The organism is Nostoc sp. FACHB-888 (genome assembly GCF_014696655.1).
In the GTDB taxonomy this organism is placed as follows: domain Bacteria; phylum Cyanobacteriota; class Cyanobacteriia; order Cyanobacteriales; family Nostocaceae; genus Nostoc.
Genome location: NZ_JACJQM010000001.1, coordinates 269,824 through 283,364, shown reverse-complemented (window position 1 = coordinate 283,364; position 13,541 = coordinate 269,824). Strand labels below are relative to the sequence as shown.

Below are 13,541 nucleotides of genomic sequence, written 5' to 3'. Positions count from 1 at the left end.
CTTCTAGTTTAGGAGTTAGACTAACCCAAATGAAAAATTTTGAACCGAAAGAGAATGGAGAGCGGGGAGTAGGGACTGGGGAAGAAGCAGGGGAGCAGGGAGCAGGGAGCAAGGGAGAAGAATTTTCTCCTCTGCCCCCTGCCCCCTGCCCCTCTGCCTCTTTTCAATGCCCAATCCCCAAAACACAGTTACTTTTATATTTAATTCCGATCATCGGCTTTTTCCCCTCCTTGTGGACTCTCTATCGGGGCCAGGGGAGTCGCGAACAACTTGCTATTAGCCGTCTATCTATTACTTTGGCAGTTACTTGGCTGTTGGGATATTTATTATTAGCTACCGGAGCAGCAACTTCAGATTTTTTTTCGCTACGTCTATTTATCCTGAATAGCTTTCTCACGTCGGGTTACTTTTTAGTAAGTGTTTGGTTGATTTTGCGCCTGATGCAGGGCAAATCTGGGCGTTTACCAGGGTTTACTAATTTAGCAGAACGAGTGTTCGGCAAGTACTTATCTTAATATTTTAGGGTGATAATTTTTCAGTAATTTTACCTATTTCCGAAAAAATTACAGTTGATTTATCTATATATGTAGTCAAATCCAGTTTATTATTGCCATACTTCAGAAAAACATATCCAGGTTAATCAAAAAAAAGGAAAAATGCTGCTATAAGTGTTGTGGTTGACACTACATTAAAAAAGTTAGCGCTGATAATTAAGAGTTAGTTATTATGGGTTGATTTATCTGTATGTTTTTAGTCGGCAAATTTACAGAATTTGATTATTGAGTAAGTGTGAGGAAGTCTGTGACCATTCAAAGAAGTTCGGCGGAAGAAAATCAGTCGGGAAAAGCCTCAAAGTCCAGTAAAAGAATTTCCCTTTCCCATAAATCGAAATCAGGACGTTGGCTGTGGTTTTGGGTAGGTATGAGTGGGATTGCAATGGTGTCAGCAACAGCAGGGGCGCTTTTGGCGGTGTCTTTAACCAGTACGCCTTTGCAACAAGCCCAGCTAAGTCCACAGGAGGAGGCAGCCTTTGATGGCGATCGCATTTCTGGAGGTGTGCTGCGATTTTCAGAATTAACTCGCCCAGTCAATCTCTTAGTTATGGGGATGAGCGTACTTCCCCCAGATGTTCAAAACCCTCCCGAAGAAACCAAAAACCTGAGATATCTGCCCCAGGTAAACTCCTTTGATGGTCTTGCCGATGTGATGCTCTTGGTCAAATTTGATCCAGAGACGAAAAAAATAGTTATGCTTTCTGTTCCCAGAGATACCCGTACAGAAATAGAGGGGTATGGGGTGAGAAAAATTAATGCCGCCAATATTGAAGGTGGGCCAGCTTTGACTGCCAGAACAGTCAGTAATCTCTTAGGTGGGGCAGGAATTGATCGCTATGTGCGAATTAATGTTCTGGGAGTTGCCAAGCTGATCGATGCTTTAGGAGGCGTAACAGTCTACGTCCCCAAAGATATGAAGTACCAAGATGATTCTCAGCATTTGTACATCAATTTGAAGGCGGGTAAGCAGCATCTCAACGGCGAACAGACATTGCAATTGTTGCGGTTTCGTCATGACGAACTCGGTGATATTGGTCGGATTCAACGCCAGCAAATGGTCATGCGGGCTTTGATGGATCAAACACTCAACCCAGCTACTGTTGCTCAATTACCTAAAGTTCTTGAGGTAGTGAAAGACCACATTGATACCAATTTGACGGTTGAAGAGTTAGTGGCGTTAATGGGTTTTGGGGTGCGAACAAATCGCTCTAATATGCAAATGTTAATGCTGCCAGGCCGCTTTAGCGAAAAGAGTGAGTTTGATGCTAGCTATTGGTTGCCCAACAAAGATGGTATTGCCAAACTGATGGCTCAACACTTTGGTTTGGAATCAGAACAGGAACAGCAAATGGCTGATCCAGGCTCTTTGCGTGTAGCAATTCAAGATAGTACAGGTGGCGATCGCTCTAACCTGCGACCATTGATTAGAGCCTTGGAAAAATCTGGATATCGCAACATCTATGTAGCCAAGGCATGGGGTGAACCTCTAGAGGTGACTCATATTGTCGCCCAGCAAGGAGATGGTGAAAGTGCCGAATTAATTCGTGACACTTTGGGATTTGGCGAAGTGCGTGTAGAAAGTACTGGCAACCTTGGCTCAGATATTAGTATCCAAGTAGGCCAGGATTGGTTGCAACAAAAATCTATTTTAGAGGAGTTGCTGACGGAATAATTCGTAATACTCGCCATTCGCGTAGCGTCTCGTAGAAAAGGCGAGAAGCAAACTACGTAATTCGTAATTCGTAATTCGTAATTAGTAATTAATTACACTGACATAAATGCTGCTAACAAGGAATTTATTACCTGGTTAAGTTCTTGAAGTTTAGCTGCTACTGCACCATTGGTTAATAATTCTTCTGCCTTAGCTAAAGCCTCTGGCATATCTCGACAAATACCACTCCGCCAGAGGTAAAATCCGCCATTCCACAAGGCTGTTTGCATTAATTCGCCTGGTTCACCTGCCAAAACTTTCTGAATATCCGCCACCAATTCTTCAGTAGTTCCAAGGGGTAAGTTCTTGGTAGTAAAGCCGTAATCACGCGGTACGAGGTGCAATCGTTCTACCTCTTGGGATGCTACGGATGAAGATAAGCTGATAATCGCAGTGCGATCACGCGGTAAATCACAACTACCTTCCAATCCTTTCACTAATGTAAATTTTATTACTCCCCGCAGTCCCAGAGCCATCTTAAACATCCCTTCTGTCGGCGGATGAACAAACCCAGCAATTACGTGAGCATCCCCGGCATAAGGACACCAGATTAACTCCATTGTTGCCAATGGCGGACGTTTGCCAAGTTGGTCGCGGTACTCCCAAATACTTGTAGTTAAGGGAAAATGCTGAGGTAGATAAATAAAGCCGATTCCCGTTTGCTCAAACACTTGTTGAGTTTTTGCTAGTGGTAGGGTAGTCCAATCAACTCCTAAACCCTGCCAAATATCTATTAGAGGTAAGCCGTACTTTGTTGGAAGGCGATCGCCACCGTGCATTACCACTGGTTGTCCAACTGCGGCGAGTAGTAAAGCTGTTACCGGGCTAATTGGTGCTGTGCGTGTTCTGCCATCATAAGGGATGCCAAGAGCGATCGCTGGTCGCCGAGAGTCGAATGGTTGCAGTTTTGGCCCCAGTTCATCATAGGCATCCAACATTCCTGCTAACTCTTCTCCTGTAGGACGTTTGATTCGATGAGCAATCAAAAACGCTCCAATTTGGGCTGGTGTAGCTTCACCCAGCAGCATCATTTTAGTGGCGGTAGCCGCTTCGGCGCGAGTTAAGTTCTCGCCTGTATGGTTTCCGCTACCCACTTTTTTCAGTAATTCTCTAAATGCATTGCTCATTTGTCCTTTGTCCTTTGTCCACTTTCATTTGTCCATTGTCTCTCCTGAAAATGACTAATGACATTTAAGAAGCCGATCGCTGCTGATCAATTTGTAATGGGATATTTTCGCGCACGAGTTGCCAAAAGTGCTTGATGGGGGGAATTTGCAGTCGATCTTGAGTTGTTACCATTACTACCCGCCGAGTCAAACTGGAACCATCTGCTAAACCACTGCTACTATTGCTGGCTAAGGAACGAATCGCCAGGGTAGGGTCAAGACGTGCTTCTATTAATGCTGATTGAGGTAGTAAAGCTATCAGTTCTCCTTGGCGCACCACTCCCCGGAAGGCATCTAGCGTATTTACCTCTAAAGCTGCTTGAAGTGTAGCTTCCATTCGTTCAAATCTATCTTGTATTAAGCGCTGCATCCCATAACCATCTTTAAAAACTACTTGAGGATAACGAATTAACTCCGACCAAGGAACGCATTCATATTGAGCTAGTGGATGATTGGCTGCGGTTAGAATTTCTATCGGTTCATCATAAAGTACTTCTACCACCATTTCTCTACCAGTGGTTAAAAAGCGATTATTCATCACAATTGCTAAATCCACCAATCCATCTTTAAGGACTTTCAAGGCGCGATCGCTTCCCAATGAAGTCACTCGCAATTGCACATCTGGATAATCATGGCAAAATTTTTGCAACACTGGGGGTAAGTAAGATCCACAGAGGGAGTGAATCGCGGCAATGCAAAGTTCTGGTTGCTTTCCGGCGATTAAATCGGCTAATTCTTCTGTAGCTGTCTGCCACTCTTGGCAAATTTTGCGGACACGGGGTAGTAAACATTCGCCTCCCAGCGTCAATTTTGCATGACTATTTCTATGAAACAGTTCGACACCCAAATCTGCTTCTAACGCCTGGATTTGGCGACTAATCGTCGATTGGGTAACACCAGATGTTCGCGCTGCTTGTTGAAAGCTGCCGGTTTGTGCGATCGCTAGAAAGGCTTGCAACTGCTCTAGGCGCATTTTTATGTAGCCTGAATTACATTTATAACTTTCATTAAAGTTAACGGTTTATTATCTGCAATTTAGTATAGTTTGTTACGTTAATTTTTCTCTGATTTACATTTGTGTAAAACAGATTTGACTGCCTTAATCGTCAATTATCCGCTTTGCACGGGTTTTTTCGGAAAATATCGCCAAAAAAATTGACTATTTTCTGCTGAAATATATAAATTTTTAGATAAGACTTTTAAAATATGCGGCGGATTATGAAGTTTGGCCAACACAAGTAAGTTTCTGTGTAACCTTAAGCAGATAGCTGTGCAATTTGCGGATACGCCTGTGATCGCGTCATACTTGCATTTACTAATTACGAATTATATTGATTATTTCTATTCTGTCTGCTGCACCACAGTGTTAGGCTGCTGGCGTTGGGCAACCTGAATTAACAACCTCAATGCATCATTCACCGTTTTATCATTAGGAAAAGCTTGGACAACATCGGGATCTAAAAGTACTAAGTTTGTCCCATGACGATACCGCTCAATATACTTACCTCTGATTCCTCCCTCCATTTGAGCAAAATCGTACTCAGAACGTAATTCGTCTTCCATTTCATTTTCAATTTCTTTCTTCATAAAACCTTTTCTCTTTACGGGTGGCTTTTTGAGCGCTGATAATTCGTACTTTTTCTTCTCGATCAGTGTGTGCAACGACTAAGAGTTGTCCAAACCTAGATACACCAATGATAATATAACGACTTTCTCCGATAGAAAGGTCAGGATCGAGAAAGGTCACAGATAGCGGATCGTTAAATACGGTTGCGGCTTCGGGAAAGGAAATACCATGTTTCTCAAGGTTTAACGCCGCTTTGTCTGGGTTCCATTCAAATTCCATGTCAAATGCTCTTGCCGTCTACTTAAGTTCACTGGAACGGTCTAGCATATTAAATAACCTGTGACAGTTCTTTTGCTTTTTTTAGAAGCAATTCAGCCCTTGAAGTTAAAAAGCCTTCATAATCGTCTGTAAACACATTAATTGGGCAAAAATGCGTTGCCAAGATTTGGTCAAGAATCTGATCATCAGTAGGCATTTCAGAACGATACTTACTAGGGGATTGATCTTTAATTTTGTTGTTATCGGTTCTGGAAAGCACTGAGAAGTTGGCCAGACAATTGATTTGTTCATCCTTATATTGATTTTCTAATCTTTGTAGATGGGCTTTAGGAAAGATATGATGAAACTCTTTTCGATTACCTTGAGATAAAACATCCTGTAAAGATATATTTGTACCCTGAATAAAGTTTAAGGGTTTAGCCTGTGCTAGAAGCAGAATGAAAGTATTAGTTGCCACTGAAGACATTCTGAAGACATTTTTTGTGAAAAAATCAGTGTCTAAAGATACGTCAAAATCACCGAGATTATGATCTTCACCAGCCTTAAGTTTCTGAACTTCTAGCAAATCTTGATCAGTACTTTTAGCTCCTCCTCTTGCATATCTCTGAGAAAAACATGCACGCCAAAACCACCTTTTGATAACTTCATACTGATCTTGAGGAATAGGGGGAGGTTGTTTTTGTGAAGAAGCGAAAAATGCCGTGAGAACAGTTAAAATATTCTCCATTGGTAGAAGCTTGAGAGAGAAAACATTTAAATCAGTTTTTAGAAAGTCTATAGCTCTAAATATACCTGTCCTGATTTCATCAAACTTTTCTCTTACTGCACTACCGGGAAGCTCCATAAAATTCTCTGGATCAGCACGATTCATTACTACCGCAGAAGAACACTTTAGAAGTAAATCTGAACCGATTTCCTTAAAGCCAAATGGTTGTAACTCTTCAGTAAGTTCCTTAAACTTTTCCTGGAGATCAAAATCTTCACTCCAGTTCCATACAGATAAGAGCTGAAAAGTATCTAACTCAACACCTTGTCGATTTATCCTCTCAAAAACAGTTGCGACATATTTTCTTTCCTCGCTTTCAAAACGTTCTACCGGTATTCGAGCTTTTGTAAATTTTTCAACTAAGTTGTCTATTTGCTGTGCTAAATCTTCATCCAAATTTCTAGTTAGTTGTCTATATATAGGAGAATTAAAAACATATTTTAGTGGAAAAAACTTCTGGCTGTCATAATTTGTAAAATCATCTAGATGCTTAAATGGAACTGATTCTTTACTATTAAGTTCAAAGAACAAATTTGTCCAATCAGTTCCTTCATCCTCTTCAGCAATAAGAGAGTTTTGAAATATCCCAAAAATAGAGGTTATTCTTTGCTGCCCGTCAAGAACGTAATCTATAGGGTACTCTGGATCATTCTCAGGAAGCTTGTAAGGGCCTAGATTTCTTTCAGTTCGTAGAGGATTTCTAGTTCTCCAAAGTAATACAGAGCCGAAAGGGAAACCCTTATAAATACTGTCTATAAAATAGGCAACGCGGTTTGGTTCCCAAACAAAACCTCTTTGAAAAGATGGAATCTTAATTCTTCCTCTTTCCAAATCATTAATCAAGTCTTTAATAAAGTAATAAGTGTCAGCCATAAAAAAACGGACTCGCATTTAGCTGGTAGTTTTCTATAATAAAAAGACAAGATATTCTTGTCTTCATCAAATATACTCGGCTTGATGACATATTGTCGCTCAAAAAGCCATAAATCCTTGATTGTGAGGATAATATTTATCAGAGGGTATTTATAGTAAAATCCTTATAGAGTTATTTTAAAAATACCTTGAGAGACCATTTATAACTGTGAAATCTGGGTTTGATACATTTGCTGATACAAATCAGTCTTGTTGCTATTTGAGGGAATTTACCATTCCGCCAAAGCGATCGCTATTCCTTGTTGTATATCTGGTTTTAGTTCGGGGTTATTTGCTAACTGCTGCAATTGTTGATGTACAACTTCCCCATCCAAATTTTTCAGTGCAGCGATCGCGTGCAGTCTCACCGATACATTAGAATCAGCTAGCAGTGAAATCAATGGTTCAATAGCTTGCATTTCACCTAACTGTCCTAAAGATAAAGCGATCGCACTTTTTACATTAGCAATCTTTGTGGCTGGATGCTGCGATTGCAGTATTTGCAGTAAAATTTCTGCGGCTTGTGTAGTTTGCGGCTTTTGCACTCGCCCCAGAACTGTAACAATTTCTTGCCAAAGTGTCTCTGAAGTGGTTTGATTAAATGCTGTTTGCAAATATTCCAAACTGGATGGTGTCCCCACCCAAACCAAAGTGCGGATGGTTTCTAATTGCAGTGGTAGCGGTGTATGGGGTGATATTAGCACCTTAAATAATAATTCCTGGGCTGCCTCATCACAACCCATCCGAGAAAGGGAAACTGCGGCTGCACAACAAACATCAATATTAAAGTCGTAAAGCTTGGGTTGTAGTCTCGTCACCAAATCTAATGCTTCGCGTAAGTCGGGGCGAAAACCTAAACCAAGTACTGCTGCACGCCTAACTGTGGCGGCTATATCATCCAAAGCGTTTAACAATACTGGTGGTACACGTTCGTCATGAAAACTGCTGAGGGCTTCAATTGCGGCAGTGCGGATTGTTGCTTGTGAATCTTGCACTACACTCAATAGAGGTGTGATGGTTTCTGTTTGAGGAATACAGGAAAGCGAGCGCACTGCTAAAAGCCTTGTATCTTCATCTAATAAAAGTTCAGAGAGTGCAGCGATCGCAACAGTACCCATTTGCCCTATTGCTGTAGCTGCGATCGCTTTGAGTTCTTCATCGTCATCAGTTTTCAATAATTCAACCAAGGGTGCGATCGCTTCTGGGTGCTGAAATTCGCCTAAAGTCCGTGCTGCATACCAGCGTAATTCTTCCTCTGTATCTTCGTCTTCTAATATCTCAATGAGTGGTGGGATGGCAATATTTCCCAAGCGAGTCAACGCCTTAGTGATTTCCCAGCGTTGCTGAAAATCCCCCATTTCTAACATTGAAAGTGTTAATTTCAGCAGATATTCTCGATTTTTAACTATCTCTGGATGCTCAGAGTCTATCCCTAAAATTAATTGTTGTAAATATTGAATTAGTGATGACCAATCAGCCGTATCATGTGCTGTCTGGGCTTGCACTAAAAGCTGGTTGATATTACTCACGATAACCTAAATTGTATTGTTTAACTTGGCTTGACTACAACTGAATTGCCCTCAATCTTGGCGGCGTAAGTTTTAAGCGCTTCTGTCGCTGGGCCTTTTTGCACTTTACCATCAATGCCAAATTCCGAACCATGACAGGGACAGGCGAATTTTTTTGCCTCAGCTTGCCATGCTACGGTGCAATTTGCGTGAGGACAGGTAGGGTTAACAGCAGTCAGATTTGCGCCTTTAGATGTACCGACTACCAACACAGGCCCAGCAGGTGAGTTTTTCGCCAGCAATTGACCTGTTTTATCTAATTCTGCCGAAGTTCCTACTGTTTGCCAATCTCCCGTTGCTGAAGTTGTCCCAGAAGAACAAGCTGCGATCGCTATAGGTAGAGAACTCGCTATCCCACCCAAACCTACCCAATTAATAAAATCACGACGTTTCATAGGTGCTGAAATGATATTTAAGTTTTAGCTAACATCTGCTACTCAATTTTGGATTCAGAATTGATCTACAGCAATCCAAAATCCCTTTGATCATTTCAAATACCCTGCATTAAGCGCTTTGCGTGGCTCATTGGCTGGCTTTGATGCAAAAAATGCATATAATTTATTCATTTTCAGCAATTTTACCAAAAAACCGTAACAATTTATACGATTTTAACATAAATCTGGCTTTAACTTATGAGTATCGAAATTGTTACATGAACATTATCCAAACCTGCTTGACAAATTTCCAAGATGTAAATGGCAATAAGTTTTTCTTAACTAATCACGGATTTGGAGTTTCGCTTTGGAATGCTCTTAAGTAAAAATAATCAGCCATAAGCAAATATTAAGTTTTTATTTCCTAAGCCTCGTAGATACAACACCTGATGGAACTACGGGTTAATTGATATTGAGCAAGCATCATCACAAGTTATCACTAGATTCAGTAATTTGCATTGAGAGTCAGATCATGACAGACACAGCAACTACCACTACCAGCCTCAATAAGTTCGAGAAATTCAAAGCGCAAAAAGATGGACTCACCATCAAGGGTGAGATAGAGAAATTTGCTGCCCTTGGTTGGGAAGCAATGGACGAAATCGATCGAGATCATCGACTCAAATGGGTGGGTGTGTTTTTTCGCCCAGTCACCCCAGGTAAGTTTATGATGCGGTTGCGGATGCCTAACGGTATTCTCAGCAGCAGTCAGATGCGTATTTTAGCCCAAGTAGTGCAACGTTACGGTGATGATGGTTGCGCTGATATTACTACGAGACAGAATATCCAATTACGGGGGATCAGAATTGAAGATTTACCAGATATCTTTAATAGATTTCACGCAGTTGGTTTAACCAGTATCCAGTCAGGAATGGATAACGTCCGCAACATCACAGGCGATCCGGTAGCGGGGCTAGATGCGGATGAGTTGTATGACACACGAGAGTTGGTACAGCAAATTCAAGATATGCTCACCAACAAAGGCGAAGGGAACCCAGAGTTTAGCAACTTACCACGGAAGTTTAATATTGCGATCGCAGGTGGACGAGACAATTCAGTTCACGCTGAAATTAACGATTTAGCTTTTGTTCCAGCATTTAAGGAAGGGACTGGGGACTGGGTACTTGGTACTGGGCAAGAATTTTCCCAATCACCAATATTTGGTTTCAACATTATTGTCGGTGGCTTTTTCTCAGCTAAACGCTGTGAGGCGGCGATTCCTCTGAATGCTTGGGTACTTCCCGAAGATGTAGTTGCTGTATGTAGAGCCGTTTTGGAAGTCTTTCGTGATCATGGCCCGCGTGCTAATCGGCAAAAATCGCGCCTAATGTGGCTAATTGATGAATGGGGTGTAGAAAAGTTTCGAGTAGAAGTAGAAAGCCGTTTGGGTAAATCATTGTTACCCGCAGCCGCAAAAGACGAAATTGACTGGGAAAAACGCGACCATACCGGGGTATATAAACAAAAACAACCAGGATTAAATTACGCAGGTTTGAACATTCCTGTCGGGCGGTTGTATGCCGAAGATATGTTTGAAATTGCCCGTCTAGCAGAAGTTTACGGCAGTGGCGAAATTCGCTTCACGGTTGAGCAAAACATCGTTATCCCCAACATTTCTGACTCGCGTTTAGTAACATTTTTGACAGAGCCTTTGCTAGAAAGGTTTTCTATTGATCCAGGTTTGCTAACGCGATCGCTAGTATCCTGCACAGGCGCACAATTTTGCAACTTTGCCCTCATCGAAACCAAAAACCGCGCCCTGGCAATGATTAAAGCCTTAGAAGAAGATTTAACCTTCACCAATCCAGTCCGAATTCACTGGACAGGTTGCCCCAACTCTTGCGGACAGCCTCAAGTTGCAGATATTGGCTTGATGGGAACTAAAACTCGTAAAAATGGCAAAACCTTGGAAGGCGTTGACATATATATGGGTGGCAAAGTTGGCAAAGACGCTCATTTAGGAACTTGCGTTACCAAAGGCATACCATGCGAAGATTTACAGCCAGTATTGCAAGATTTACTAATCAAAAATTTTGGGGCAAAACTCAAGCAAGAAGCTTTAGTAATTAACAGTTAGTAAGTAGCTGGGGAGCATGAAATAGGAAATAAAATCCTAGTTCGTAGTGAGTGAGCAAAGTTTATTAGAACTAAAGTCCTCACTACAAAATTGAATTTATTTACGCCTCGTTACTGAATTGGTAGTGCTTAATGAATGACAAATAATAAAGGACAAATGAAAAATATTTCGCGTAGAAAATTTATTTTAACCACCACTACTGCGGCGGCGGCTTCTATCCTGGCTCATGGTTGTTCTTCCGGTAGCAATACAGCGTCAACAGGTGGTGACACACCCTCTGCGGCTCCGGCTGCCAATGTCTCTACAGTAGCGAATGCGCCAAAGGTAGAAACAACCAAAGCCAAATTAGGATTCATCGCTCTAACTGATGCTGCTCCCCTAATTATTGCTAAAGAAAAGGGTTTCTTTGCCAAATACGGTATGACTGATGTTGAGGTCATCAAACAAAAATCTTGGCCTGTCACCCGTGATAACTTAAAAATAGGCTCATCTGGCGGTGGTATTGATGGCGCACACATCCTCAGTCCCATGCCTTATTTGATGACCATTAACGATAAAGTGCCAATGTATCTTTTGGCAAGATTAAATACCAATGGTCAGGCTATTTCTGTTGCAAATAAATTTAAAGACCTGAATGTAAAATTAGAAAGCAAGGCCCTGAAAGAAGCTGCGAATCTTGCCAAAGCCGAGCAAAAAGCCTTGAAATTTGGTATGACTTTTCCTGGCGGCACTCACGATTTATGGATGCGCTATTGGCTAGCGGCTGGCGGTATTAATCCAGATCAAGATGTGGTTTTATCACCTGTACCACCACCACAAATGGTGGCGAATATGAAAGTTGCTACTATCGATTCTTTCTGTGTAGGAGAGCCTTGGAATGCTCAATTGGTCAACCAAAAATTAGGCTATTCAGCTTTAGTTACAGGCGAGTTGTGGAAAGATCATCCAGAGAAAGCCTTTGCGATGCGGAAAGATTGGGTTGATCAAAATCCTAATGCTGCACAGGCATTGTTGATGGCAGTTTTGGAAGCTCAACAATGGTGCGATCGCGCCGAAAATAAAGAGGAAATGTGCAAAATATGTTCTGGTCGTAAATACTTTAACGTTGCTGTTGCAGATATTTTAGAAAGGTCTAAAGGCAATATTGACTTCGGCGATGGACGGACTGAGCAAAACTTTTCATATCCAATGAAATTCTGGGTAGATAATGCTTCCTATCCTTTCAAAAGTCATGATACTTGGTTTTTAACAGAAGAAATTCGCTGGGGCTATTTACCAAAAGATACTAAAGTTCAAGAAATAGTTAATCAAGTGAATAAAGAGAACTTGTGGAAACAGGCAGCTAAAGCTATTGGTGTTGCTGATTCTGAGATTCCTAAGAGTACTTCTCGGGGAGTTGAGACTTTCTTCGATGGAGTTAAATTTGACCCTGAGAAACCAGAAGAATATTTGCAAAGTTTAAAAATCAAGAAAGTTTAATGAAGTATTTAGGCACAATCTCCCTTTGTGATAATACTGCGCTAACTTACTACAAACTTTAATTTTACGCCTAGCTACGTAAAGGCAACCGGAGAACAAAGAAAATGACAGCTATTCTTGGAAGTCGCAATTTCAGAAAAAATAACCGCAAAAATCTCAATAAATTAGTTTCGCAAAAAATTGTGCCACCACTGGTAGCATTAACTATTTTTTTAGTGATTTGGCAACTAGTTTGTTTAACGCCTAACTTTGGTTTGCCTGGCCCAATAGAAACCTTTTCAGAAACCTGGAATCCTTTTATCATTGATCCATTTTTCGATAATGGTGAAAGTGATAAAGGCTTGGGCTGGCAGATACTTAGTAGTTTGGGACGAGTTGCTTTGGGCTTTTCACTAGCAGCAATTGTTGGCATTGCATTGGGGATTTTTGTTGGTGCTAATAAGTTACTCTATAATGCTGTAGATCCTATATTCCAAGTGTTGCGGACAGTACCGCCTCTAGCATGGCTACCAATTTCCCTGGCAGCATTTCAACAAGCGAATCCTTCAGCTATTTTCGTGATTTTCATTACATCCATTTGGCCAATTGTGATCAACACCACGGTAGGCGTACAACAAATTCCTCAAGACTATGTAAACGTAGCTAGAGTTTTACGTTTGAAAGGACTAAAGTATTTCCTAAAAGTTGTGTTTCCTGCCACTGTTCCTTATATATTCACAGGGTTACGCATTGGCATTGGTTTATCTTGGCTAGCAATCGTTGCAGCAGAAATGTTAGTCGGCGGCGTGGGGATTGGTTCATTTATTTGGGATGCTTACAACACAACCACAGAAACTAACTTAAGCGAAATTATCCTCGCACTAATTTATGTTGGTTTGGTCGGATTGATTCTAGATAGAATGGTTGGCTTTATAGCTAGCAAAGTTGTACCAGAATAGGGAATAGGGAATAGCAAATAAGTTACTTCCCCAATTACGAATTACGTTAGCGTAGCGTTAGCGAGTCTTCGAGCGTCATTACGAATTACG

12 protein-coding genes are annotated in these 13,541 nt (G+C 41.3%); 5 read left to right on the top strand and 7 right to left on the bottom strand.

The features are described from left to right. Window positions 1-29: 29 nt before the first annotated feature. Window positions 30-515, top strand: coding sequence for a hypothetical protein (locus tag H6G26_RS01150; protein ID WP_242053541.1), 486 nt, complete (start codon window positions 30-32; stop codon window positions 513-515). 286 nt (window positions 516-801) lie between these two features. Then, window positions 802-2,226 (top strand): LCP family protein, encoded by a 1,425-nt coding sequence (locus tag H6G26_RS01145; RefSeq protein WP_190727502.1) that lies wholly within the window; start codon window positions 802-804, stop codon window positions 2,224-2,226. 92 nt (window positions 2,227-2,318) lie between these two features. On the opposite strand, the gene H6G26_RS01140 is transcribed toward H6G26_RS01145, so the two are convergent. From H6G26_RS01140 to H6G26_RS01110, 7 genes are all read right to left on the bottom strand, one after another. Further along, window positions 2,319-3,392 (bottom strand): anthranilate phosphoribosyltransferase family protein, encoded by a 1,074-nt coding sequence (locus H6G26_RS01140; RefSeq protein WP_190727501.1) that lies wholly within the window; start codon window positions 3,390-3,392, stop codon window positions 2,319-2,321. Window positions 3,393-3,456: 64 nt separating this feature from the next. Continuing rightward, window positions 3,457-4,404, bottom strand: coding sequence for a LysR family transcriptional regulator (locus H6G26_RS01135; protein ID WP_190727500.1), 948 nt, complete (start codon window positions 4,402-4,404; stop codon window positions 3,457-3,459). A gap of 368 nt (window positions 4,405-4,772) precedes the next feature. Continuing rightward, entirely contained in the window at window positions 4,773-5,018 is a 246-nt protein-coding gene (locus H6G26_RS01130) for a hypothetical protein (protein WP_190727499.1), read from the bottom strand. Continuing rightward, window positions 5,002-5,277, bottom strand: coding sequence for a BrnT family toxin (locus H6G26_RS01125; protein ID WP_190727498.1), 276 nt, complete (start codon window positions 5,275-5,277; stop codon window positions 5,002-5,004). Before H6G26_RS01125 ends, H6G26_RS01130 begins: the two co-directional genes overlap by 17 nt. A 49-nt stretch (window positions 5,278-5,326) precedes the next feature. Then, window positions 5,327-6,916 carry a DUF262 domain-containing protein gene (locus tag H6G26_RS01120; protein ID WP_190727497.1) on the bottom strand — a complete coding sequence of 530 codons (1,590 nt, stop codon included), beginning with the start codon at window positions 6,914-6,916 and terminating at the stop codon, window positions 5,327-5,329. A gap of 269 nt (window positions 6,917-7,185) precedes the next feature. Beyond that, a complete protein-coding gene (locus tag H6G26_RS01115) occupies window positions 7,186-8,487 on the bottom strand; it encodes a HEAT repeat domain-containing protein (protein ID WP_190727551.1) in 1,302 nt (433 codons plus the stop codon). 17 nt (window positions 8,488-8,504) lie between these two features. Continuing rightward, window positions 8,505-8,918, bottom strand: coding sequence for a ubiquinol-cytochrome c reductase iron-sulfur subunit (locus H6G26_RS01110; protein WP_190727496.1), 414 nt, complete (start codon window positions 8,916-8,918; stop codon window positions 8,505-8,507). Window positions 8,919-9,429: 511 nt separating this feature from the next. Here H6G26_RS01110 and H6G26_RS01105 point away from each other — a divergent pair. The 3 genes from H6G26_RS01105 to ntrB all read left to right on the top strand — a co-directional run bounded on the left by H6G26_RS01105 (window position 9,430) and on the right by ntrB (window position 13,451). Continuing rightward, window positions 9,430-11,034: a ferredoxin--nitrite reductase gene (locus H6G26_RS01105; RefSeq protein WP_190727495.1), complete on the top strand. Its 1,605-nt coding sequence runs from the start codon at window positions 9,430-9,432 to the stop codon at window positions 11,032-11,034. Between the two features lie 156 nt (window positions 11,035-11,190). Then, window positions 11,191-12,513: a CmpA/NrtA family ABC transporter substrate-binding protein gene (locus H6G26_RS01100; protein ID WP_190727550.1), complete on the top strand. Its 1,323-nt coding sequence runs from the start codon at window positions 11,191-11,193 to the stop codon at window positions 12,511-12,513. A 104-nt stretch (window positions 12,514-12,617) separates the two neighbouring features. After that, entirely contained in the window at window positions 12,618-13,451 is an 834-nt protein-coding gene (gene ntrB, locus H6G26_RS01095) for a nitrate ABC transporter permease (protein WP_190727494.1), read from the top strand. Window positions 13,452-13,541 lie beyond the last annotated feature (90 nt).

What these genes read in the sequence shown, in the direction of transcription:
- H6G26_RS01150 (WP_242053541.1), top strand. Translation starts at nt 30, where the DNA reads ATGAAAAATTTTGAACCGAAAGAGAATGGAGAGCGGGGAGTAGGGACT.
- H6G26_RS01140 (WP_190727501.1), bottom strand. Translation starts at nt 3,392, where the DNA reads ATGAGCAATGCATTTAGAGAATTACTGAAAAAAGTGGGTAGCGGAAAC.
- H6G26_RS01135 (WP_190727500.1), bottom strand. Translation starts at nt 4,404, where the DNA reads ATGCGCCTAGAGCAGTTGCAAGCCTTTCTAGCGATCGCACAAACCGGC.
- H6G26_RS01130 (WP_190727499.1), bottom strand. Translation starts at nt 5,018, where the DNA reads ATGAAGAAAGAAATTGAAAATGAAATGGAAGACGAATTACGTTCTGAG.
- H6G26_RS01125 (WP_190727498.1), bottom strand. Translation starts at nt 5,277, where the DNA reads ATGGAATTTGAATGGAACCCAGACAAAGCGGCGTTAAACCTTGAGAAA.
- H6G26_RS01120 (WP_190727497.1), bottom strand. Translation starts at nt 6,916, where the DNA reads ATGGCTGACACTTATTACTTTATTAAAGACTTGATTAATGATTTGGAA.
- H6G26_RS01110 (WP_190727496.1), bottom strand. Translation starts at nt 8,918, where the DNA reads ATGAAACGTCGTGATTTTATTAATTGGGTAGGTTTGGGTGGGATAGCG.
- H6G26_RS01105 (WP_190727495.1), top strand. Translation starts at nt 9,430, where the DNA reads ATGACAGACACAGCAACTACCACTACCAGCCTCAATAAGTTCGAGAAA.
- H6G26_RS01100 (WP_190727550.1), top strand. Translation starts at nt 11,191, where the DNA reads ATGAAAAATATTTCGCGTAGAAAATTTATTTTAACCACCACTACTGCG.
- ntrB (WP_190727494.1), top strand. Translation starts at nt 12,618, where the DNA reads ATGACAGCTATTCTTGGAAGTCGCAATTTCAGAAAAAATAACCGCAAA.